Origin of the sequence: Pseudomonas sp. PLMAX (assembly GCF_046042685.1) — a bacterium.
Lineage (GTDB): Bacteria > Pseudomonadota > Gammaproteobacteria > Pseudomonadales > Pseudomonadaceae > Aquipseudomonas > Aquipseudomonas putida_AE.
Window position 1 is genome coordinate 3560144 of the sequence record NZ_CP064949.1, and the last position, 23295, is coordinate 3583438.

General features: G+C 61.5%; 18 protein-coding genes and 2 pseudogenes. 6 read left to right on the forward strand and 14 right to left on the reverse strand.

Going from position 1 to position 23295, the window contains the following annotated elements:
- Positions 1-36: 36 nt before the first annotated feature.
- From DKB71_RS16395 to DKB71_RS16405, 3 genes are all read right to left on the reverse strand, one after another.
- Entirely contained in the window at positions 37-1707 is a 1671-nt protein-coding gene (locus DKB71_RS16395; RefSeq protein ID WP_274075347.1) for a cation acetate symporter, read from the reverse strand.
- A complete protein-coding gene (locus DKB71_RS16400) occupies positions 1707-2033 on the reverse strand; it encodes a DUF485 domain-containing protein (protein ID WP_274075346.1) in 327 nt (108 codons plus the stop codon). Before DKB71_RS16400 ends, DKB71_RS16395 begins: the two co-directional genes overlap by 1 nt.
- 120 nt (positions 2034-2153) lie before the next feature.
- Positions 2154-3776, reverse strand: coding sequence for an acyl-CoA synthetase (locus DKB71_RS16405; RefSeq protein ID WP_274075345.1), 1623 nt, complete (start codon positions 3774-3776; stop codon positions 2154-2156).
- Between the two features lie 233 nt (positions 3777-4009).
- Between DKB71_RS16405 and DKB71_RS16410 the strand changes: the two genes are divergently transcribed.
- The 3 genes from DKB71_RS16410 to DKB71_RS16420 all read left to right on the forward strand — a co-directional run bounded on the left by DKB71_RS16410 (position 4010) and on the right by DKB71_RS16420 (position 8096).
- The gene (locus tag DKB71_RS16410; protein WP_408595880.1) at positions 4010-6286 is read left to right on the forward strand and encodes a PAS domain S-box protein; all 2277 of its coding nucleotides are present in this window, start codon (positions 4010-4012) and stop codon (positions 6284-6286) included.
- A 4-nt stretch (positions 6287-6290) separates the two neighbouring features.
- Positions 6291-6926, forward strand: a complete 636-nt coding sequence (locus DKB71_RS16415) for a response regulator transcription factor (protein WP_274075343.1) — start codon at positions 6291-6293, stop codon at positions 6924-6926.
- Positions 6927-7001: 75 nt separating this feature from the next.
- Positions 7002-8096 carry an AI-2E family transporter gene (locus DKB71_RS16420; RefSeq protein ID WP_274075342.1) on the forward strand — a complete coding sequence of 365 codons (1095 nt, stop codon included), beginning with the start codon at positions 7002-7004 and terminating at the stop codon, positions 8094-8096.
- A gap of 44 nt (positions 8097-8140) precedes the next feature.
- Here DKB71_RS16420 and DKB71_RS16425 read toward each other — a convergent pair whose 3' ends face one another.
- From DKB71_RS16425 to DKB71_RS16445, 5 genes and pseudogenes are all read right to left on the reverse strand, one after another.
- Positions 8141-8725, reverse strand: coding sequence for a hypothetical protein (locus DKB71_RS16425; RefSeq protein WP_408595882.1), 585 nt, complete (start codon positions 8723-8725; stop codon positions 8141-8143).
- 131 nt (positions 8726-8856) lie between these two features.
- Positions 8857-9300 (reverse strand): hypothetical protein, encoded by a 444-nt coding sequence (locus DKB71_RS16430; RefSeq protein ID WP_274075340.1) that lies wholly within the window; start codon positions 9298-9300, stop codon positions 8857-8859.
- Positions 9301-9440: 140 nt separating this feature from the next.
- Positions 9441-11021: a diguanylate cyclase gene (locus DKB71_RS16435; protein WP_408595884.1), complete on the reverse strand. Its 1581-nt coding sequence runs from the start codon at positions 11019-11021 to the stop codon at positions 9441-9443.
- A gap of 217 nt (positions 11022-11238) precedes the next feature.
- Positions 11239-11676, reverse strand: a complete 438-nt coding sequence (locus DKB71_RS16440; RefSeq protein ID WP_408595886.1) for a potassium channel family protein — start codon at positions 11674-11676, stop codon at positions 11239-11241.
- A 1320-nt stretch (positions 11677-12996) separates the two neighbouring features.
- Positions 12997-13882, reverse strand: a pseudogene (locus tag DKB71_RS16445) (IS110 family transposase).
- A 728-nt stretch (positions 13883-14610) separates the two neighbouring features.
- Here DKB71_RS16445 and DKB71_RS16450 point away from each other — a divergent pair.
- Positions 14611-15210: a DUF4157 domain-containing protein gene (locus tag DKB71_RS16450; protein WP_408595888.1), complete on the forward strand. Its 600-nt coding sequence runs from the start codon at positions 14611-14613 to the stop codon at positions 15208-15210.
- Between the two features lie 78 nt (positions 15211-15288).
- Positions 15289-16506 carry a DUF3422 domain-containing protein gene (locus tag DKB71_RS16455; RefSeq protein WP_408595890.1) on the forward strand — a complete coding sequence of 406 codons (1218 nt, stop codon included), beginning with the start codon at positions 15289-15291 and terminating at the stop codon, positions 16504-16506.
- Here the strand turns inward: DKB71_RS16455 and DKB71_RS16460 are convergent.
- Positions 16493-17491, reverse strand: a complete 999-nt coding sequence (locus tag DKB71_RS16460; RefSeq protein WP_408595892.1) for an AraC family transcriptional regulator — start codon at positions 17489-17491, stop codon at positions 16493-16495. The two genes, DKB71_RS16455 and DKB71_RS16460, sit on opposite strands and share 14 nt — an antisense overlap.
- 122 nt (positions 17492-17613) lie before the next feature.
- On the opposite strand from DKB71_RS16460, the gene DKB71_RS16465 reads away from it, so the two are divergent.
- Positions 17614-18015, forward strand: coding sequence for a carboxymuconolactone decarboxylase family protein (locus tag DKB71_RS16465; RefSeq protein WP_274075326.1), 402 nt, complete (start codon positions 17614-17616; stop codon positions 18013-18015).
- Between the two features lie 61 nt (positions 18016-18076).
- Here the strand turns inward: DKB71_RS16465 and DKB71_RS16470 are convergent.
- The 5 genes and pseudogenes from DKB71_RS16470 to DKB71_RS16490 form a co-directional block, all read right to left on the reverse strand.
- Positions 18077-18549 (reverse strand): annotated as a pseudogene (locus DKB71_RS16470) (putative sulfate exporter family transporter).
- A gap of 186 nt (positions 18550-18735) precedes the next feature.
- Complete coding sequence (locus tag DKB71_RS16475) at positions 18736-20433, reverse strand: AMP-binding protein (RefSeq protein WP_408595895.1); 1698 nt, start codon at positions 20431-20433, stop codon at positions 18736-18738.
- A gap of 19 nt (positions 20434-20452) precedes the next feature.
- Entirely contained in the window at positions 20453-20779 is a 327-nt protein-coding gene (locus tag DKB71_RS16480; protein ID WP_408595896.1) for a Rieske (2Fe-2S) protein, read from the reverse strand.
- Positions 20780-20839: 60 nt separating this feature from the next.
- The gene (locus DKB71_RS16485; protein ID WP_408601109.1) at positions 20840-22108 is read right to left on the reverse strand and encodes an MFS transporter; all 1269 of its coding nucleotides are present in this window, start codon (positions 22106-22108) and stop codon (positions 20840-20842) included.
- Between the two features lie 130 nt (positions 22109-22238).
- The gene (locus DKB71_RS16490) at positions 22239-23294 is read right to left on the reverse strand and encodes a 3-keto-5-aminohexanoate cleavage protein (RefSeq protein ID WP_274075323.1); all 1056 of its coding nucleotides are present in this window, start codon (positions 23292-23294) and stop codon (positions 22239-22241) included.
- Position 23295 lies beyond the last annotated feature (1 nt).

Here is a 23295-nt window from a genome sequence, read left to right on the forward strand (position 1 = left end):
GCGATGGGCACGGCAGCGAATGCCGTGCCCTTGCAATCAATGACTGGAAGCGCTGGCGGCACCCAGGCCGGTCTGCGCGCGCACGAACTGGTCGGCGTAGGCGTCACGTTCCTTCTCGGCGCGCACGCTGCGGTCGAGCCGGGACACCACGACAATCACCAGGAACGCCAGCGGCATGGAGAACAGGGCAGGGTGGTCATATGGGAAAATGGCGTGGGTATTGCCAAGCACCGTGACCCAGACCGCAGGCGACAGGATCACCAGCACCAGTGCGCAGATCAGGCCGGCGAAGCCGCCGATGATCGCGCCTTTGGTTGTAAGCCCTTTCCAGTACATGGCCATGATCAGCACCGGGAAGTTGGTCGAGGCGGCAATGCCGAAGGTCAGGCCCACGAGGAACGCGACGTTCATCTTCTCGAACAGGATGCCCAGCAGGATCGCGATGATGCCCAGACCCACGGTCGCCATGCGCGTGACGCGCATTTCCTGTTTCTCGCTGGCCTTGCCTTTCTTGAACACGGTGGCGTAGAGGTCGTGGGAAATCGCCGAAGCACCGGCCAGCGCCAGCCCGGAGACCACCGCGAGGATGGTGGCGAACGCCACAGCCGCGAGGAAACCGAAGAACAGGTTGCCGCCGACCGCCTTGGCCAGGTGCATGGCAACCATGTTGCCGCCGCCGATCAGGGCGCCGCCAACTTCACCGTTGACGTAGTACTGCGGATCGGTACCGATGATCACCATCGCGGCAAAACCGAGGGTGCAGACCACGAGGAAGAAGAAGCCGATGAAGCCGGTGGCATAGAACACCGACTTGCGGGCTTCCTTGGCATTGGGCACGGTGAAAAAACGCATCAGGATGTGCGGCAGGCCGGCGATGCCGAACACCAGGCCCAGGGACATCGACGCGGTGTTGATCGGGTCGGCGAGCATCGAGCCCGGCCCCATGATGTTCCAGCCACTGGCGTGGGCCTGGACGGCCTTGTCGGCCAGGGTCTCGTAGCTGAAACCAAACTGCGACATCGCCATGACCGCAAGCGTGGTGCCGCCGGCCAGCAACAGCACGGCCTTGATGATCTGTACCCAGGTGGTCGCGATCATGCCACCGAAGATCACGTAGACCAGCATCAACGCACCGACGATCACCACGGCTACCGGGTAGTCGAGGCCGAACAGCAGCTTGATCAACTGACCCGCGCCGACCATCTGCACGATCAGGTAGCAGCACACCACGGTCAACGAGCCGAAGGCCGCGAAGATCCGCACCTTGTTCTGATCCAGTCGATAGGAAACGATGTCGGCGAAGGTATAGCGCCCCAGGTTGCGCAGACGCTCGGCCATCAGGAAGGTGATGATCGGCCAGCCGACGAAGAAACCGATGGTATAGATGAAGCCGTCGTAGCCCTTGGCAAACACCAGGCTGGAAAGCCCCAGCAGGGTGGCCGCGGACATATAGTCACCGGCAATCGCCAGGCCGTTCTGGAACCCGGTGATACCACCGCCCGCCGTATAGAAATCGGAGGTGGACTTGGTCTGGCGCGCAGCCCACCAGGTGATGGCCAGCGTGCCCAGCACGAAGACGAAGAACATGCCGATGGCATTCAGGTTCAGCGGTTGTTTTTCCACCGCGCCCAGCGCGGGCGCGGCAATGGCGACGGAAACAGGCAACAGGCCGGCAGCGGCGAGGGCAAGCGTACGGAACAGGTTCATCACTTGCTCTCCTCGAGAATGGCGGCGCCCAGTGCGTCGAAGCGGGTGTTGGCGCTGTACACGTACCAGCCGGTCAACAACCAGGAAAACACGATGATCGCCGCGCCAACCGGCATCCCCAGCGTCAACATCCGATGTTCCCCAAGCGGCGCATGCAGCCACTGCGGGGCAAAGGCGACAATCAGCATGAACAGGTAATAAATGCCCAGCACGGCGGCGCTCAACGACCAGGCCAGGCGGGACCGGCTGCTCACCAGTTGGAGGAATTTCGGATTGCCGCGAATGCGTTCGCAGCGTTGCGTATCGGTTGAATGGATGTCGGTCATCGCTAGCTCCACTTTGTTCTTGTTATCGGTCTGTGGGGGCCGGGCAGCCGAATTCGGCGTGCACGAGCCCGAGGCGGCAGGTCAATCACCTGCCACCGTGGGGTACAACGTGGTTTTCGGTTAGAGCGCCTTGGCCCGGTCGCGCAGCACGTACTTCTGCACCTTGCCGGTGGACGTCTTCGGCAACAGGGTGAAGATCACGGTGCGTGGTACCTTGAATCCGGCCAGGTGTTCGCGACAGAAACTGATGATGTCGGCTTCGCGAACGTCCTGGTGATCGGCCTTCAAGGTGACGAAGGCGCAGGGCGTTTCGCCCCATTTCTCATCGGGGCGGGCGACCACGGCCGCTTCCATCACGCCCGGGTGCCGGTAGAGCACGCCTTCGAGCTCGATGGTGGAGATGTTCTCGCCGCCGGAGATGATGATGTCCTTGAGCCGGTCCTTGATCTCGACGTAACCATCGGGATGACAGACCGCCAGGTCGCCGGTGTGGAACCAGCCGCCTTCGAACGCTTCGGCGGTGGCGGTCGGGTTCTTCAGGTAGCCCTTCATCACGGTGTTGCCGCGCATGAAGATCTCACCGATGGTCTGGCCGTCACGCGGGGTGGGCTCCAGCGTCGTCGAGTCGCCGACCATCACGCCTTCGAGCGTCGTGTAGCGCACGCCCTGGCGGGACTTGATCTGCGCCCGCTCATCCAGGGGCAGCTCATCCCATTCCGCGTGCCAGGCGCACAGCGTCACCGGGCCATAGGTTTCGGTCAGGCCATAGACGTGAGTGACCTGGATGCCCATCTCTTCCACGGCGCCGATCACTTTGGCCGGCGGTGCCGCGCCGGCGACCATGGCGTTGACCGGGTGATCGATGGCCGCTTTCGCCGACTCCGGCATGTTCACCAGGGCATTGAGCACGATCGGCGCGCCGCACAGGTGAGTGACCTGGTGCTCGCGGATCAGCGTGAGGATTTTCTGTGGGTCGACCCGGCGCAGGAACACATGCACACCGGCCATGGCGGTAATGGTCCAGGGGTAGCACCAGCCGTTGCAATGGAACATTGGCAGGGTCCAGAGGTACACCGGATGGTTGCCCATGGCCCAGGTCATCTGGTTGCCCAAGGCGTTAAGGTACGCGCCGCGGTGGTGGTAAACCACGCCCTTGGGGTTGCCGGTGGTGCCGGAGGTGTAGTTCAGCGAGATGGCTTGCCATTCATTGACTGGCCACTTCCAGTCGAAGGCAGGGTCACCTTCGGCCAGCAACGCTTCGTAGTCCAGGTCGCTGACGGCCTGGCCTTCGCCGTATTCCGGGTCATTGACGTCGATCACCAGGGGCGGGTGATCCAGCATGCCGATGGCTGCGTGAATCACGCTGTGGAACTCGCGGTCGGTAATCAGCACCTTGGCCTCGCCGTGCTGCAGCATGAAGGCGATGGCTTCGGCATCCAGGCGCACGTTGAGCGGGTTGAGCACGGCGCCGATCATCGGCACGCCGAAGTGCACTTCAAGCATTTCCGGAATATTGGGCAGCATCACTGCCACGGTGTCGTCCTTGCCGATACCGCGCCCGGCCAAAGCCGAGGCCAGGCGCCGACAACGGGTATAGGTCTGCGCCCAGGTGCGGCGGATCGAGCCGTGGATGACGGCGGGGTAGTCCGGGTAGACGTTGGCGGTGCGCTCGATGAAGCTGAGCGGAGACAGGGCAATATGGTTGACAGCCGAAGGGCCTAGCCCTTGTTCATAGATCGACATGTACGGGTACTCGGTGGCTGATTGTTAGCTCTATGGGAGCCCCTGCGGTGTACGCGCCGGGGTCGCCTTTTTTATGTCCGGTTTACTTTATATAACATTCATCCATTGGTATGGAAGTACAACCTAAGCAATATAGTAAATGTACTATATTCAATTAGTCCGGTACCAAATCACTTGCCCCCGGACTTCCTTAGCCGGTATATGCTTGGATTTATTGAAGAAGTGGACCGGCAATGACCCTGACTCCCGTTCGACTGCACAGCTGGTTGCGCCTGCAACGTGAAGGCGTGTCCCTGGCTGCCCGGGCCGACGCGCTGTGTCATGCGCTGCAGGATTGCCCGGAAGTGCAGCGGGCGGTTTACTTGAGTTGGCAGCCCAATGCGCGGATCTACAGCCATGAGGGGGCGGCCCAGCATTTCCCGCCGGGCCTGGGCGACCCGGCGCTGGCCAGCGATCAGTTATTGTTCGAGCAGCTGATCGAGGCCGGGCGCCTGGACCTGGCGCAAGTCAGGCAATTGGACTGCTGGCTGGCCGGTCGCCTGCGCCGAGCCGCCATCAGCCATGGCCAGGTATTCGACCTGGCCTTGCAGCCGGGGCAGGCGGGATTGCTGCTGGTGGAAGTGTGCGAGGGGGTGAGTCTTGACTGGCTGGGCTGGGTGCGGGATTTGCTGACGACGCTGTTGAGCAGCGTCAACGGCATGCTCCGCGGCTCGCCGCTACTGGGCCACGATCCACAACCGAGCCTGTTGCTCGATGCACAGGGCCGACCGCTGGAGTTCAATGCGGCGCTGTTGGCCCTGCTGGCCGAGAAGCCACTGCCTGATGTATTGGGTTTTTTGCCAGTCAATCATCGGGTGCTGGTGCGCGCCTGTCTGGATCAGCAACGGGCCATCGAAGGTGTCGAGGCTCAGTTCGAAACGCAGATCCTGATCTGGACATTCATTCCCGACCCGCAGGACAACCGCGTGCTCGCCCGTTGCCGCGACGCCACGACCCAGGTCCTGGCGGAACGAGAAGCGACCACCGCACGCCGGCTTTACCGGCTGATCATCGAAAACACCACCGACCTGATTTCCCGCCACACCCCGGACGGGCGTTTCCTCGATGCATCGCCCGCGTCCTGGACCCTGCTCGGCTACTGGCCGGAGGAATTGCGCGGGCAAATGGCCCAGGGCCTGTTCCATGGCCAGGATCTGGCCGGCCTGATGCAACGTGCACGGGATGCGCTGGAACAGGATGGCTATCACACCATGACCTATCGCATCCGCCATCGCGACGGCCATTACCTGTGGTTCGAATCCGCCAGCCGGGCGATCCGCGAAACCTATACCGGGGCGGTGGTCGAAGTGGTGAGCGTCTCCCGGGACATCACGGCCCGGGTGCTCGCCGAGGAGAACAAACGACGCCTGGCCGAAGTGGTCGAGGCCAACATCGATCCGGTGTTGTTCATCGCTCCCGAGGGCCTGGTCACTTACCTCAATCCCGCCGCGCGCCGCATCCTCGGGATTAATGAGCAGCAATCCATGCCGGCCCTGGCCGATCTGTTCGCCAGCGGCGACCTTGCGCGCCTGCAACGGGATGGCTGGAGCAGCGCCGAGCGCGATGGCGTCTGGAGCACCGATGCGCGTCTGCAACCACCAGGCGGCGGTACGTCCGTGCCGGTATCGCTGGTGTTACTGGCCCACCGTTCCGCCGGCGGCGAGCGTTATTACTCGCTGGTGGCGCGGGACATGACCGAACGGGAACTGCGCGAAGCGCAACAGCGCCGCCATCAAGACGAACTGGCCCACACCGCGCGCCTGGTCACACTCGGTGAACTGGCCTCGGGCATCGCCCACGAAATCAACCAGCCGCTGGCTGCCGTGGTGAATTACGCCAACGCCAGCCAACGCTATCTACAAACACTGGGTTCCAATCCGCAGGCCGCCGTCCGGGTGGCGCAAGGCCTGGAACGCATCACCCATCACGCCACCCACGCCTCCGAAGTGATCCGCCGGTTACGCTCGTTTTTGCGCAAGGGCCAGCGGCGCATGCAGGCGCTGAACCTGACCGACATTGCCCGCGAAGCCGTGCGTTTATGCGCGTGGGAGGCCAGTCATTGCGAAGTGACAATCGAGGATCGACTGCCGGATAATCTGCCGCCGGTGTATGCCGACCGCGTGTTGCTGGAACAGGTGCTGCTCAATCTGTTGCGCAATGCCATCGACGCCAACCGTGACCAGCATCCGCACGAGCCTTCGCTGATCGTAATGGCGGTGGAGCAGGGCAGTGGCGCCACCGTGGAAATCAGTGTGCAAGACCAGGGCCCGGGCGTCAGCGAGCCCGAGCTCGAGCAGATATTCACCCCGTTCTATACCAGCAAGCCCGATGGCCTGGGGCTCGGGTTGTCCATGAGCCGCAGCATCATCGAAGGTTTCGGCGGCGAACTGAATGCCCGGCGCCAGCCTGTCGGGCTGCTGATGTGTTGCCGATTGCCGCTGGCCGGCCCAACAAAACAACAACAGGAATGACGTAATGGCAGGTGTGGCGGAGCACGTGGTGTATGTGGTCGACGATGACCAGGGAATGCTCGATTCGACGGTCTGGTTATTGGAGTCGGTCGGCCTTACAGCCCTGCCGTTTACCAGTGGTATCGAGTTTCTCGAGGCCTGCGATGCCAGTCTGGATGCCTGCGTGCTGCTCGACGTGCGCATGCCCGGCATGGGCGGGTTGAACGTGCAGGAGGAAATGCGCGTACGCCAGCTGAATCTGCCGATCATCTTTGTCAGCGGGCACGCCGATGTGCCCATCGTGGTCCGTGCGTTCAAGGCCGGTGCCCATGATTTCATCGAGAAGCCCTATAACGAGCAGTTGCTACTGGACAGCGTGCAACAGGCGCTGGGCAATTGCGCCGCGCAACGCTGCGGCAATCAGGGCCAGGAGGCGTTGCAGGCCCGCTTGCTCACGCTGACGCCGCGAGAGCGGGACGTCATGCTGCCATTGGTGCAGGGCTACACCACCCGTGAAATCGCCGAGCAACTGGGGGTCAGTGCCAAAACCGTCGATCTGTATCGCTCTCGCGTCATGAAACGCATGCAGGCCAACACACTGCCGGACCTGGTGGGCATGGCGATTGCGGCAGACTTGGTGGATCCACTTAAACTGCGTTGATCCTTCACGTTGTGAATTGTGCGTCTATGCTGGGCTAACCGGTTTTCCTTCCCAGTGAACTGTCAGGAGACGTCCATGGTACCCATGCCGCTGTCAGAGAAGGCCTTGTCCCGCGGGTTGCTCGATATTTTGATCCGCGCCGGACTGATTGTCGTGCTGGTGCTGTTCTGCTTTGAGATTTTTCGCCCGTTTCGCGACTTGATGCTGTGGTCGGTGATCCTGGCGATCACCCTCTACCCCTTGCAACAACGGCTCCGGGGACCGATGGGAGAAAAGGACGGACGTATTGCGACGCTGATCGTGCTGGTGGCCATCGCCATTCTCATGGTCCCGATCTACCTGTTGGGCACCTCGATTGCCGACTCGGTCGAAAATGCCATGACCGTGGTCCGGGACGAAGGCATCCGCATTCCGCCTCCGTCCGATTCCGTTGCCAGCTGGCCACTGGTGGGTAAACCGCTGTCGGCGCTGTGGCTGCAGGCGTCTACCGACCTTCCCGGACTGACGTCGAAGTACATTCCGCAAATCAAGGACGTCAGCCTGTCGGTACTGGGCAAGGTGGCCGGCGTCGGCATGGGCTTGCTGATGTTCATCGTCGCGCTGATCCTCGCCGGGATCTTCATGGCCTATGGCGAAGCGGGTAGCCGCGCCTCGGTGCAGATCGCCTCGCGGATCAGCGGACCTGAAAAAGGTCCCCAAGTGGCCACCTTGTGCACCGCAACCATCCGCGCCGTGGCGCTCGGGGTGGTCGGCATCGCGTTCATCCAGATGCTGCTGGTGGGGCTCGGGTTCGTGTTCAAGGGGGTTCCCGGCGCCGGGTTGCTGGCATTGGCGGTGCTGCTGCTGGGCATCATGCAGCTGCCGGCAACCTTGATCACAGTGCCGGTCATTGCCTTTGTCATCGCGACCGAAGGGGCCAATACCGTGACCATCATCTTCTCCATCTATGTCTTCGTCGCGGGCCTGGTGGACAACGTGCTCAAGCCGTTGATGCTGGGGCGCGGGGTCGACGTGCCGATGCCGGTGATATTGATCGGGGCCTTGGGCGGGATGGTCACCGGCGGCATCCTGGGCTTGTTCATCGGCCCGGTGGTGCTGGCGGTGGGTTACCAGTTGTTCTGGCAGTGGGTGCAGGATCCGCCGCCGCCGGTGGTGGAAGAACGACTGTAGACAGGATCGAAAAGGGACCGGCGCGCCGTCGGCCGGTTCCTGCTTCAGAATCCGAGGTAACAGCAGTAGACAAGGGCCAATGCGGCGGCGACACCGAAGGCCCCCAGCGCCTTGATGGTCAAGGGGTGCGTGGACTCGGGGTTGATCACGGGCTGCAGGCGGGGATCCGAGACGGCCACCGGTTGATAGGGCCCGCGCATGATTGCCAGGTAGGTGTAGCGCAACCCGATCAACAGGAACAGGCTCGCCAGGCTGAGGAGCAGGGTGGCGAAGGTCGCAGGTCCGGCCGCCGCTTTCCCGTGGTCATTTTCGCAGGCCGCGCTGTCGACTTCCACGACACTGATTTGCCCATGATCGGTCGAAGGCCGTACGCCCTCATTGAGCAGCCCGGCCTGTTGCACCAGGTCCAGGGTCTGGTACTGCCAGAGCGTCGTTGATCCTTCCCGGCAGTAGGTGAACGTCCCGGGGCTTTGGGCGGCGACGATGCACGCGTCGTCGATCCCACGCTTCTTGAGGGTTTCCATGGCGGTGCGGGAGAAGTCCAGATCGAGCACCGGCGCAATCCCCGTGGCGCAAACCGCGCCCGAGACCAGCAGACTCCCCACAACGCCGATAGTTGAAGTTTTCAAGGCTGGACTTCCTGGTTTTTATTGGCTTTTTGTCAGGGACGCGGAGCTTGAATGAACCTGCCAGTAGTGGAGTCTAGAACGCGTTAGTCACTTTGATAAGCATGCGCATTTAAAAATTTGAATTGGCCAGGCTAATCGCAGTCATCGGCAACGGCCTTCTCGGCACGCTGGATTTCCTGCTTGATGTCGGTGGTGATGCGCTGTTCCTTGCGTTCCTGGACGAGGAACTTCTGCTCACCCCGGGATTTGACCTCTGCGTCTTCAGCATGGATCTGCTTTTCGATGGCGGCAGAATGCTGGTCGATCACGGCATCGACCTCTGCTTCGTTTTTTGCCGTATCCAGCGCCGACACCAGTTTGCCGGCCTCGGCCTTTTCGGCTTCGGCATAGGCCTCGACCGACAACCCGGCGGCCAGGGCCCGCGCCTGTACTTCCAGGTCCTTGAGGTGCTGGCGCGCTAAGGTACAGACCGCTTCCTGACGCTCGCTCTGCAGCGTTTTCCAAGTGTTCAGTCCATAGACAGCGGTACCGATGACGACGACGGTAACAGCGACCCCCAGTAACTTGGCTTTCATTCCATCCCCTCAAGTGGCCACGAAACAGCCTTTGGCAATGATTGCCCGAATCCGTTCGGGGAATGAAAAGCGTAGCAGACTGGGTGGCACCCAAGTGCCATCTGGTTCGCAAGAAAGGCTTTGCAGGAGAAAGTTCGCGCTTACGCAGGGTTACTTTCGCTTGACGGGTTGGCGGCGCACCAGCGATTTCGCCCCTGACGTTTCGCCGCGTAAAGCAGGGCGTCAGCGGCTTTGATCAGGGTGGCCGGCGTCACGTCCTCGACGTTCGGCCGATGGGTGGTGATACCCGCACTGGCCGTGACCCTGCCCAGGGGATGGGCGTTGTGCTCGATGTCCATTGATCGAATGGCCTGCAGGATCTCTTCGGCGACCTGGGCTGCGCCCGCGCCATCGGTATTGGGAAGCAGCACGGTAAATTCCTCGCCACCGTAGCGGACGGCCAGGTCCCCGGGTCTTTTGACCGCCTGCTGGATCGCGGCGCCTACCGCACCCAGGCAATCATCGCCGGCGGCGTGGCCGTAGCTGTCGTTATAGCGCTTGAAGTAATCGACATCGAGCATGATCAGTGACAGCGAGGAGCCCTGGCGTGCAGCCAGGCGGATCTCCTCCGGCAGCGCAGTGTCCAGGCGGCGACGATTGCCAAGGCCGGTCAGGCTGTCTGTCAGCGCCATGTCGCGCATGGCCTGGTGCGCGTGACGCAACTTTCTTTCCGTCACCATTCGCTGGCGCAACTGACTCAAGACGATGATCCCGAACACCGCGAGCACCCCGATCAGCACCACCAGCACCCAGCCGGTTTTCAGCAGATCGCGACGCCAGGGGGCGATGATCGAATCCCGGGACAGTCCTGCTTCCACCACCAACGGGTAGGTGGTCAAGGCCCGGTAACCGTACAGACGCTCGGTGTCGTCCACGACGGCCTTGACTTCGGCGATGCCCTGGTTGGCATTGGGCAGGTAACGCTGGAAAATCTCGCTGCCCGCCAGGCTCTTGCCGACCACGGAGGCAATGAAGGGTCGGCGAACCAGGATTGTGCCGCTGCGGGTGGCCAGCACCAGGGCACCCTTGTCATCGATCTTGAAGTCGCCGTAGTAGTCGACGAAGTAGCTGACCTTGATCGTTCCCAGCAGAACGCCAGCGAAGGTGCCATCTGGATTGTTCAGGCGCCGGGAGATGGGGATGATCAGGTCGTTGGTTGATCTACTGGTGACTACCTCGCCGATGCGCACGTTTTTATCCGTGTGCGTGCGGTGATACTGGAAGTAATCGCGGTCGGCGTTGTTCACCAGCTCCGGCGTTGCGTCCTTGTCTGTCACGATCCATTGCCCGTCAGGGCCGTAGATGAACAGGCCATGCAGCTGCGGCATGATGTTCGATTGCTGGACCAACAGTTTGTGGATACGCGGGACGTCGATGTTCTGCAAGCCGTCACCTTCGACCCGTTCGCCGAGCGCGGCGGTCAGCACGTCCACTTGGCGAATGGCATCTTCGGCGTGCTGCGCCGTGGCTCGCGCCAGGTTCGTCACCGAGTCGCGCGCAGAGGCGAAGGCTGACCGGTAATCACGCCACGTCCGCCAACCCTCAACCGCGATAAAGGCCAGGACCACCACCAGCATGAAGCTCACCGTGAGCCGGAAGACCGCCCCAGCTCGCAGCGTTCTCGCAGAGACAGTTTCAACGCCGCCATCAACCAGGGTTGGTGGATGCTTGCGTCCAGGCATCAACTTCTCCTTTTGCGAGCGATCTGGGCTCGCCGAACGCAACCTGGGCTATACAATGCCGACAAATGACAGGATAACCAGGACGATTACGACGGCACCAACGATGTAGATAATATTGTTCATGGGGACCACCTCTGTCTCTCAAGGGAATGCGACACCGGGGTGTCTAGTACAAATGACACCTGCGGTCGTACATGCGTTCCGCAATCGGCCACCATCAGTCCTTGAGATCGTCCCGGGTTCTCGTGTGAGCCTGTTGGTAGATGTGGTTGACCATCGCGAAGAACAGGCCCGTGGATAACCCGCACATGAGGATGCCGATCAAGCCTTCGATCGGCGCGAGCAAGCGCCAGGGCGTTGCCAGCACCACCTCTCCGTAGCCAATCGTCGCGTAGGTGACTGCCGAGAAGTAGAGTGCCGTTTCGAGATCGGGCAGGCATTGCTGCCACAGATAAAAGGCGGCCCAGATCGAAATTTCCGCCAGGTGCAGAATCACCAGGTAGACCGCCACCCAGGCCAGCCTCCAGCTGATGGCCCAGAGTTGCGTCGCAGCCTTGCGGCGATCCAGAAGCCTGAGCATCAGCGCGATGCCGACGGCGTGCACGATCACCGTACTGACCGCCAGCCCCCAGGCGAAAAGGATGTTTGAAGACATGGGTGTTCCTCCGTCGACATCGACCCAGGCACCCGGGAGTTGCAGCAATGGGGTGCCGCTTGACTCTAGTCGATGGACGGCTGGGCAACCAGCGAGCTCAACCAATGTTGGCCAGAAGTCAAGGACCACTTCCTAGTAGCGTGAGGTCGTTATCGCTGGCAAGCCAGCTCCTACAGGATTTGCGGTGTGTGTTGGATTGGTGGTTTGACACAGATCTGTAGGAGCCGGCTTGCTGGCGATGGCGTCGGTGGGATCGCCTTCGCTGGCAAGCCAGCTCCTACAGGATTTGCGGTGTGTGTTGGATTGGTGGTTTGACACAGATCTGTAGGAGCCGGCTTGCTGGCGATGGCGTCGCTGGGATCGCCTTCGCTGGCAAGCCAGCTCCTACAGGATTTGCGGTGTGTGTTGGATTGGTGGTTTGACACCGATCTGTAGGAGCCGGCTTGCTGGCGCTGGCGTCGTTGGGATCGCCTTCGCTGGCAAGCCAGCTCCTACAGGATTTGCGGTGTGTGTTGATTGGTGGTTACCGACTGCAGGAGCCGGCTTGCTGGCGATGGCTGCTGGACGCTCGCTGGCAAGCCAGCTCCTACAGGATTTGCGGTGTGTTGATTTGTGACGAGATCTATAGGAGCCGGCTTGCTGGCGATGGCGTCGGTGGATCGCTCGCTGGCAGCCCTCCCAGGATTTGCGGTGTGTGTTGATTGGTGGTTTGATACCGATTCGTGTGGAGCCGGCTTGCTGGCGATGGCGTCGCTGGATCGCCTTCGCTGGCAAGCCAGCTCCTACAGGATTTGGTGTGTGTTGATATGGACGTGACATGAGTGGAGCCGGCTTGCTGGCGATGGCGCGGTGGACGCCCGCCGCGGCTCCTACAGGATTTGCGGTGTGTTGACGACGTGACACCGACTGTAGGAGCCGGCTTGCTGGCGATGGCGTCGCTGATCGCCTGCTGGCAAGCCAGTCCTACAGGACCGGTGTGTGTTGATTGGTGGTTTGACACCGATCTGTAGGAGCCGGCTGGCGCTGGCGTCGTTGATCGCCTTCGCTGGCAAGCCGCTCCTATGTGGACTCGCCCCACTGTTCACCTGCTTTTAAACCGTCGCCCTGTTGCATCATGATAAGGCCTATTCGTAGCCGTCCGGCTTCAAAATTGGAGCTCGTGTAGCCGATAATTCAGCCTCGAAGGCCGTAGAGCTAGGCATAATCACGCCGGACCTGGTCAATTTTTTTCAAAGGGTCGGACAGTTCGGTGGCAGAACTCTGTCGCTCAGTGGCTATCGTTGCCTGCTGGCCATCTCCGGCGTGGCGACGATAGTCTGGTCATTCTAGAAGCACCCAGACGATTCGCAGGTTGCGGTTAGCCTGATCGCAGCTTCTTACGACCAACCGCTCATCCAGTGCAACAAGCGGCGGTCATCGGGTTGTTGGAATCAGGTCGTAGTTGTTGCAGCACCGCGTGGGCCTTGATCATCAGGCGAATAAGCATACCGCTTGGTCATGTCCCCCAGCTGGATCTTTTCCCCGCTGCTGTGCTGGTCAGGCACCATGCCAAAGTACGCGGCAACCGGGCATTGGAAACGCTCAGGCTTGCCTTCCACCAGGGCCGTGGCTGTGACTGCCGATGCCGGCACAGTCATCAGTCGCTTCGCCGTCATGTCGGCGTTCACTTCCAGGCGTCCTGTCATACGCTGATGCCGCCCAAATGGCGCTCGGCCAGCAGTCGGTCGATCAGCACGGCAGGGCCGCCGCTGGGTAGCCTTCCAGCACCTGCGGAATTTTCTGGCTGATCGCAACATCGCCTGCCGGCACACTGTGCCGAGCAGCAGGCCGCGCATCTGATTACTGACGGCCGCGCCGACGCACATAGCCCTGACGGCGCGATGCACGCTGCATGGCCAGCGCCGCGACGCTTTTGACCGTACCGCAGTTTTCATCGCACCAGCCTGCAGAATCGCCAACCATCGTTGCGATCATTTTTGGCCCGCTGCGATGTTTGGCCACCAAACCGGCTGGACCGCCGAATTACCTTGGTCTTGCAGTTGCCGGCCCAGGCTTGAGCACCCGGACCGGTTCCATCAAAACCACAACATGAGGCGGCAACTTGGAGAACGGAACGCCTCGCGACTTGATCCGTTGCCGAAGCGCACCTGGCCGAGAACATCTTCACCGGCGACCTGAAAACCTGCTTGGCCAGATCGACCGCCAAGTAGCCGACAAATCGGTAGCAGGATTGATCAATCGAACTATGCTGGACTCGCCCTCGCGTCGTTGGCTGTTTAGACTGCCACCGTGGCGCATTGACGCCTGGCTGGGCGAGTCCATCCAATAGGATTGCGGTGTGTGTGGATGAGACACCGATCTGGAGCCGCCTGGCGATGTCGTGCGCCTCGCTGGCCCTCAAGACGGTGTGTTGATTGGTGGTTTGACACCGATCGTGAGCCGGTTTGCTGGCGATGGCGTTGGGATCGCCTTCCGGCGTCAGCCCAGGATTTGCGGTGTGTTGGATATGTGACGTCATTGGTGGAGCCGGCTTGTGATGGCGTCGTTGGGATCGCCTCGCTGGCAAGCCAGCTCCTACAGGATTTGGGGTGTGTTGATTGGGGCCCGATCTGTGGAGCCGGTTGGCGCTGGCGTCGTTGGGATCGCCTGCCGGCGCCAGCCCTACAGGATTTGCGGTGTGCGATATGACGACAGATCTGGGAGCCGGTTTGCTGGCGATGGCGTCGGGGACGCCTGCTGGAAGCCAGCCCTACAGGATTTGCGGTGTGTGTTGATTGGGGTTTGACACGATCGAGATGTGCTGGCGATGGCGTCGGTGGACGCCATCGCCAGCAAGCCGGCGCCTTCAGTAGTGGATCGGGTACGGCCGTGAGCGATTGAGTAGAATTCAGTATTCTTGAGGTGATTGCCAACTTCGACAGGTAGTAAAAACCCTTGGCTGAACATTCCGCTTTCTCGCCATGGCTCGCGCTGTTGCTTCTTTGTCTGACATTTGAGTTGCCAGCCCAGACCAGCGCCTGCCCGGCCGGCGAGAAGCAGGTGTGCCTGGACGGCTGCATCTGCCTGCCGGACGTGTGGCAGTTGCCTGATGAAATCTACCAGATCGCGGCACCGGCCCTGGCGCTGTGGCTGACCCAGGCCCGCGCCGAAGCTGCCAACGCCGGCATCCAACCCATTCCACCGCAGATCCGTTTACAACTGCTGCGCTGGTACGACCCTGGCGTCCTCGATGCCGCGCGCTACAAAGTCAGCGACAACGGCCAGTTCAGCGCCGCCACCGCCATGCTGCAAAACCCCGACGTCGGTGCCGTGACATTGATCGACATCATCCTCTTTCGCGACGCCGAAACCGCCGAACAGAACGTCGCGCTCTGGGCCCACGAATTGAAGCATGTGCAGCAGTACCAGGAATGGGGGGTAGACGGATTTTCCCAGCGCTATACACAGGACTTCAATGCCGTGGAGGCGCCGGCTTATGCCATACAGGCCGAGGTCAGGCGGGCGGTGCGGGATCAGAAACAGGTGTCGCCTTGAAAGATCGCAGCCTGCGGTAGTGACTCGTGGGGCCATGAACCTGTCCCACCCAAAACAACTCCAACACGGTCCTACCCCATGCACCCGCTACGTCAAAGCCTGCACAACGAACTGCACGCGCGCCCGTCACTGTATTTCGATGAACCGGCCCATGTGTTTCACCTGGCTTTCCTCGGCAGCGAACAGGTGTGCAATGCCTTTCTTCAGGAGTGCTGCCTGGCCGGCCTCGATCTGACTGCCGTCCAGGGCATTACCCAGCTCGACGGCCACGCGCTGAAATGGGAGCGCCATGCCGAGTTTTTCACCCTGACCCTGGTGGTCACTTCCTCCAGCGATGAGCTGTCCTGGACGGCGCTGCCCGACGTACTGGCGCAAAAAATCCAGGCGCATTTGCCGGCGCTGATCAATTCGGTGCAGATCGTGGTACGCGGTGAAGCGCAGCTGGAGCTGTCCCGTTACGGCTTCAAGGACCCGTGCGGTTCCTGCGTGGGGGGTGGCGATGCGGTGGACTGGAGCGATTTTCGGATCAGCGAGGATGGCAGCAACCACCTGTTGTTCATCAACCGGCGCCTGAACGCGTACCGCCAGGGGCGGATGATCCGCCGCCTGCTGGAAATCGAGACCTACCGGATGATGGCCTCGTTATCCCTGACCATGGCCAAGGAAGTGAGCGCGCTGCTGGATGTCTTTGACAAGACCCTGGTCACCCTCTCGGAACGTAACGCCGACCCCGACGGCAGTAATGCCAAAGCCCTGCTGGCGGATATTTCCAACCTGTCTGCCCAGGTGGTCAGCAGCACCGCGAAAACCCGCCACCGCTTCAGTGCCACCCAGGCCTATGCCCAGTTGGTGTTCGAGCGCCTGGGTGAATTGCGCGAAAGTCATGTGGGTGATTGCCAGCGCCTTGGCGTGTTCATCGAACGCCGCTTCAAGCCCACCGTCCGGTACTGCACCGCCACCGAGCAGCGACTGGAGCATCTGGCCGAAAGCGTGGCCAACCTGGGCGATCTGCTGCAGGCACGGGTCCAGGTCGAAATGGAAGAACAGAACTCGGAAATCCTCAAGAGCCTGAACGCCCGCGCCGACGCGCAGATCAAGATCCAACGCGCCGTGGAAGGCCTGTCGATCATTGCCATCAGCTACTACCTGCTCAGTCTCCTCAAGCTCGGTTACTCGGGGCTGCACCTGCTCGGCGTCGAGCTGACCCCGCGCGAGGCCATGTTCGCCATGGCGCCGCTAGCGATCGGGATTCTTGCGTGGATCATCCTTCATATCAAAAAAGTCAAAGAGCATTGAAACGCCGAAAGGATGACGGACTGCAGGCGAACAGCCGACTGAACCAGCGGGAGAAGGCGCTCAATTCGGAAAAGCCGAGGACTCCGGCAATTTCGCTCAAGGGATGGTGGGGGTTTGCCAGGTAACGGGTCGCCAGTTCCCTGCGCACTTGATCCAGCAGCGAAGAAAACGTTGCACCCTCGCGCGTCAGTTGCCGGTGCAGCGTCCGGCGGTCACGTCCAAGGTGGGCCGCCACCTGTTCTACGGAGCACCGCCCGGTAGGCAGCAGGGTCCAGATCATCTGGTGCACCTGTTCCAGCACGGCGGTCCTGGAATCTTCGTGAATGCTTTTCAGGTACTGATGAACGTGCCGGGCCATTTCCGGATCGGCACTGGGCAGGGCGCGATCCAGATCACTGCTGCGACAGACAATGCCATCGAGCAAGCAGTTGAACTGTACCGCGGTACCAAACACACGCTGATGCCGGCCATCTTCCCGTGGCGCGCAGTGGCGAAAACACACGGCGGTTGGGTGCCAGTGGTCGCCCAGCAAGGTCTTGAGCATCCGGTGAGTCACCGCTACCGCCAACTCTACGGACTGGCGTACGAACAAGTGGCTCACGGTCACCAGTTCAAGCCGCAGCACCGCCACGCCGGCGTTTTCTTCGATCTCCAGGACCAGCCCCTGATTGTGCAGATAAAGAAATTCCTGAAGCGCTTTCAAGGCCGAGCGCAGGGTTGGCTCGCGCCACAGCAGTGCCAGGGGCCCGAGATTGGAGGCTTTGCGACTTTCGGCCAGGCGCAGGCCGAAATCTTCCACGCCGGCTTGCCGCGCCGAACTGTCCAGCAACCGCGCCACCGCATCGATGGAAATTTTCAGGTCTGGCTGCAGCAAGCAGCGCGGATCAAGACCGACAGCACGCAATTGCTGCATGGGATCGACGTTCATCGAGCGGGCAATTTCCGCGTAATTAGTGAGGCTGGCACTGCGAACAAGACCTTTCATTGAGGCGTTACCCATACGTTGCACATGTCCCGAGATGTCATGCCCGTGCCCCCTGGAGTCAATACGAGGGGCACTGGAATGCTTAGAGTTGAAAGCAACCACTCAACCTTGAGGAACTGCAGATGAACGAAGATCAAACCCGGACCGACACCCCAACCTGCGATGCCATGCGTGAAACCGGCAACTGGAATCCCGCTTGGGACTCACTGACCGAGCTGGATGCGCAATGGGTGGAAAAATTCTTCGGCATGGCCACACACCCGATACGCAAAGGGGTACTGGAACCCAAGACCTTCGAATTGATCGCCATCGCCGTCGATGCCTCCTGTACCCACATGTATGCCCCGGGCGTGCGTCGCCACATCCGCAAGGCACTGGAACTGGGTGTCACCATCGAGGAAATCCTCGCGGTGCTGCAGTTGACCTCGATACTGGGCATCCACAGCATGGCGCTCGGCGCACCGATCCTCATCGAGGAAGCCAAAAGACTCGCCGACGAGGGACCGGTACAAGGCACATTCTGAAATCATCAAGACTCCTCCTGTTCTGATGCGAAGGCCGGATCGGCCTTCGCTGATCCGCGCTTTACAATCCCCAGTGCAGCAACAGCAGCACCAACCCGACCAGAAACACGGTTTCCCCCACCATCAGCAGGATCGGCTTGAGGCCGATCGTGGCGAGCTCCTTGAGCTGCGTCTTCATGCCCAGGGCGCTGATGGAGATCACCAGGCACCAGCGCGACAGTTCGTTGACGAGGCCTTGCACCGCCGGCGCGATCCAGCCGGTGCTGTTGATACAGGCCAGGAGCAGGAAGCCCACGGCGAACATGGGCAGCAGCGGAGGGCACTTGCCAGTGGCGTCCGCGCCCTGTGCACGAACTTGCCATCGCCTGCCAGAAAATTCATCGCGATACCGAGCAGCAGCGCGAACAGCATCACCGGTGCGCCATAGTGCTCGGCGAGGAAGGTCGCCGCGATGGCAACGATCACGCTGACGAAAAAACCCGGCGCAAGGTCGAGTGCGCGGGTGTGAATATTGACGAGAGCGATAGAGCTCATGGAGTTTTGTCCTCGCAGGCGATGCCATGGGGAGGTGAGCAACTGCCAGTGCGGCAGATGATTCACTCTAAGGCGATGGCCGCTGGAGAACTTCTCATTTGATGCCAGCGACCTTTCAATTGATGCCAGATTCGGCCGCTGGATTGCCGGGTCAAGCAGGGCGCCATGGACCCGGCGTAGCGTCGTTCATCCGACCAGGATCGATTCAGGCGAACTGCCCGCGGTGGCGAGTACGCGCAAGTCCTTGCGCAATATCTTGCCCACCGTGGACTTGGGCAGTGCCGTCAGGAACCGCACCTGGCGCGGTACCTTGTAGGCCGCAAGGTGTGCGCGGCAGTGCTGGACCAGCGTGGCTTCGTCGAGTGTGACGTTGGCCGCCTTGACGACGTAAAGGCAAACGGATTCACCACTGCGCTCATCCGGCATGCCGATCACCGCGCATTCGCTGACGCCTGGGCAACTGGCGACAACGACCTCCACTTCGTTGGGGTAGACGTTGAAACCCGAGACAATGATCAAGTCCTTTTTGCGATCGACGATCTTGAGCAAACCATCGTTGGCAAAGATGCCAATGTCTCCGGTGCGAAAGTAACCATCGGCGGTAAACGCCTTGGCATTGGCAGTGGGTTTTTGCCAGTAACCGGACATGATCTGCGGCCCCTTGGCGCAAATTTCCCCGGCCTCGCCGAGGGTGGCGGGTTGATCATCGTCCTTGAGCAGCACGATGTCGGTCGAAGGCAGGGGCAAGCCCACAGCCGCCGAAAACTGGCTGCGTCCCATGACGTTCAGGCACAAGATGGCCGACGTCTCGGAGAGGCCGTAGCCTTCGAGGATTTCCTGCCCGGTGATGGTCTTCCACTGTGTGGAGGTGGCCGGCAGAACCGCCGCGCCGCCGCCAATGGCCAGGCGCAGGCGCGAGAAATCCACTTCACCGATGCGCGGGTGGCGGACCAGCGCGCCATACAGCGTATTGACCCCGGTCAACAGCGTCGGCCGGGCGTTGATCAGTGTGTCGACCAGGTCATCGCTGTTACGCGCATCGGGGACCAGCCAGTTCTCGGCGCCGGCCGAAAAACCGATCAGCAGATTGATCGTCAGGGCGAACACGTGGAACAGCGGTAGCGCTGTCACCACCACGTTGGCACCCTCGGTGTCGAACATGTCAGGCAGAAAAGCACGCGCCTGCAGGATGTTGGCGATCAGATTGCGGTGTGACAGCGCCGCACCTTTCGAGGGGCCCGTGGTACCCCCGGTGTACTGCAGAAAGAGCAAGTCGTCGCCCGTCAGCTCGACCGGTGTCAACGCCAGCTGGCCGCCCTCGTGCAGGGCATCGGTGAAACGCGTTATCGGAAAGGCCGGCGATGAGGGGAGGTCGAACTCGCCGTTCCCCACGGGCCCGTCCAGGGTGTCGCCGGGGTGGACCACGATGACTTTCCTGATGGTGGTGCTGACCAGTATCGATTCCAGTGTAGGGAGGGCACTGGCGATGATGACAATGGTCTGGACCCCGGCGTCATTGAGCTGGTGCAAGAGCTCCTGCGGGGTGTACGTCGGGTTGACATTAACCTGGGCTGCACCGGCCCGCAGGATACCGAACATGGCGACTGGAAACGCCGGGATATTGGGCAGCATGACCGCGATACGATCCCCGCGCTGCACGCCCAGGTGCTGCAGGTAGGCAGCCATTGCGCGTGACTGCTGGTCTACATCGCCATAGCTGAGTGAACGCTTGAAGCAGTGGAATGCGGTGTGGCTGGCATAACGCTGCATGGCCAGTTCGGCCATGGCGACAACGGTAGGACAGGCATCCGGGTCGATATCGGCAGGTACGCGGGCGTCGTAACTCTGTTGCCAATGACGAGGGGGAGTGAAGGGTGTGGTCATGATCAACCTGCTATTGAAGTTATGGGTGGCGGGTGATGGGTTGGGGCAGAGTGATACGAATGCGTTCGTCGACGACCTCTACCGGATAGGCGCGCACGTTCATGCCACCACCGCGCATGCAGCCAGTGGCGAGGTCGAAGCTCAGGCCATGGGCGGGGCATCGCACGAAGCGACCCTCGAGTTTGCCGAACAACAGCGAGGCGCCGCTGTGGGGGCAACTGTCGTCGATGGCGTAAATCTGGCCATCGATGTTGAACACTGCGATATCGATGCCGTCGGATCGCACGCGAGCGCGCTTGCCGATGCCCAGGTCAACGGAACCGGGCACATCCAGGGTATGCGTCATGTTTTGCCTCCAGAGTGTGGCGGGGCTTGGCCGGCGACTGGCGCTTGCGATGGCGCCCGATCAGGAACAGGGTTGCGGGCAGATGCGCTCAAGATCAGTGCGATAGTTGCGAACCCCGACCATCAGCACCAACGCGGCGGCAATCCCCGCCAGGGGCAGCAGTTGCAGGGCCGAGGCCAGGCCAATGCGATCGGCGAGCAAGCCGGTGACGAAAGGGCCCGGGGCCATGCCCAGCAGGTTGTTGGCAATGGCCAGTGTGGCCATGGCGGTGCTGTGCAGGGCCGGCGGCGTCAGGTCGGCGACCATGGTGCCGGAGGGGCCGACGATGCCGCCGCCCACGAACATCGCCAGGCCGATCATCACCAGTTGAGCAATACCCACCGGCAGCGCAAAGGCCAGGGTCAACAGCGCACTGCAGAGCAGGCAATAGCCCATGGTCAAGCGGATCTTGCGGGTTGGCGAACCGTTGCAAAGCCGGTCGGCGATGGCGCCGCACAGTGGCATGCCGACCGCCGTGCAAAGCATGAAGAGGGCGGCGATGGCACCGGCGCTGGTCAGCGGCATGTCGTAGAAGCGATTCAGATAGCTGGGCAACCACGTCAGCAAGGCGGCGATGGCGAACAACTGCAGGCCGCTACCGATGTAGATGCTCAGCACCGACGACGTCGAGAACAGGCTGCTGAGTGGAGGATGAGCCTTGGCCGGGCTCGAGCCCGAGCGAGTGCGTGGCGATTCAAGGCGGCCAGGGCGCACGACCAACGCGTACACGACCGTCAGCCCAATGCCATAGATGGCCATGCCCACAAAGGACGCTCGCCAGCCAAAATGGCTCGCGAGCACTCCGCCAAGGCCAATGCCGAGCACGGAACCGACCATGCTCCCGGCCAGGAAGGCCCCCGTGACCGTGGACCGCTGCTGCGGTGGAAAGATGCTCAGCACCACGGCCAGTCCGACGCTGCCATAGGCCGCTTCGCCGACGCCGATGAAGAAGCGCGCGACGAACATTTCCTGATAGTCGGAGGCGAAACCGCACATCAGGGTGGCCAGGCTCCAGATCGCCGCCATCAGAATCAGGCTGCGGATGCGTCCCAGGCGATCGGCGACCACCGACAGCGGAAAGGCCAGCACACCGACGGCAATGGCGACGACGCCGGACAGCGCGCCCAGCTCGGAATCGGAGAGGCCCCATTCGGCCTTGAGCTGCGGAAAAACCACCGTCAGCACCTGCCGCGACATGAAGTCTGACAGCAGCAGGCCGAAGGTGAGGGCGAAGACCACCCAGGCGTAGGGCCTTGCGACGCGTCGCCAGGTGTCACTGCGTACTTCCATTGGTGCATGCAAAGTCACGGAGTCTTTCCTCTTGTTACGGCCGCGTGCAATTCGCAGCTCTTGAAATGACGTGTTGCGGGGTTTGCGGGACGCACGCCGGTCTGGCAAGCGTGCCCCCCGCAGGGTGAGCTCAGCCGAATTGGGTAAAGCCTTTCTGACCGGATTGACGGTTCGGCGCAAAGCCGTTCTCGGCCAGCGTCTCGTCGGCGTCCTTGTAGAACGTGCCGATCTTGTAGATCTCGCGGGCTTCTTTGCCATTGGCCACTTCGCGCCCCATTTCCCGGGAAATGCGCACCAGTTGCTCGATCTGCTCGACGTTGCTCATCTTGCGATCACGGCCCTGGGTCCAAAGGTTGTCCTCGGTGCCGCAACGCACATGCATGCCCATGGCAATCGCCATCACGTTCAGCGGCAAGACATTGAGCATGGCGGTTTCCAGAGTCAGCACGGCACCGTCCGGACAGGCACGCACGAAGTTCGCCAGGTTGTAGAGGTTGGGCGCGTCGGAGCCACCACCAATCGCCACCCAGGTCAGGACCAACGGCACGTTGCAGACGCCACGGCGCATCATGCGCTCGACCGTTTCGAACGAGGGGATGTTGCCGAGCTGGAATTGCGTCTGAATGCCAGCTGCCGAGAGGCGCTTGATGTGCTCTTCAACCCATTCCGGGCCGGCCGGAATGGTCATTTCGCGGTAGGCGCGATAGATCTCTGGCGTGGCAATGCTGGTGCCGGCAAGATCGGCCTCGCACATCTGCTCGACGATGTTCATCTGGTTGCTGTTGATGGCAATCGTCACCTGGTCGGGCTTGGGCGAGAGTTCGGCAAGCATGTGACGGGTGTCATCGGAGAGCCATTTGGCGACGTCGCTATCACCCTCCGGGGCGAAGGAAATCGAGCCACCGACCTGAATGATCATGTCCGGTACCGCTTCTCGTACGCCGGCGATCAGTTCATTGAACTTGGACAGTCGCTTGGAGCCTTTACCATCGAGCTCACGGACATGCAGGTGAAGCACAGTAGCGCCGGCGTTGTAGCAGTCGACCGCCATCTGCACCTGCTCTGCCATGGTGACGGGGATGTCTTCCGGGAAGTCCGAAGGCATCCACTCCGGCGCGTAGGGAGCAACGGTGATGACGAGCTTCTGTTGATTTTCGGGGTGCAGGGATCCGTCGAGAAAGTTCATG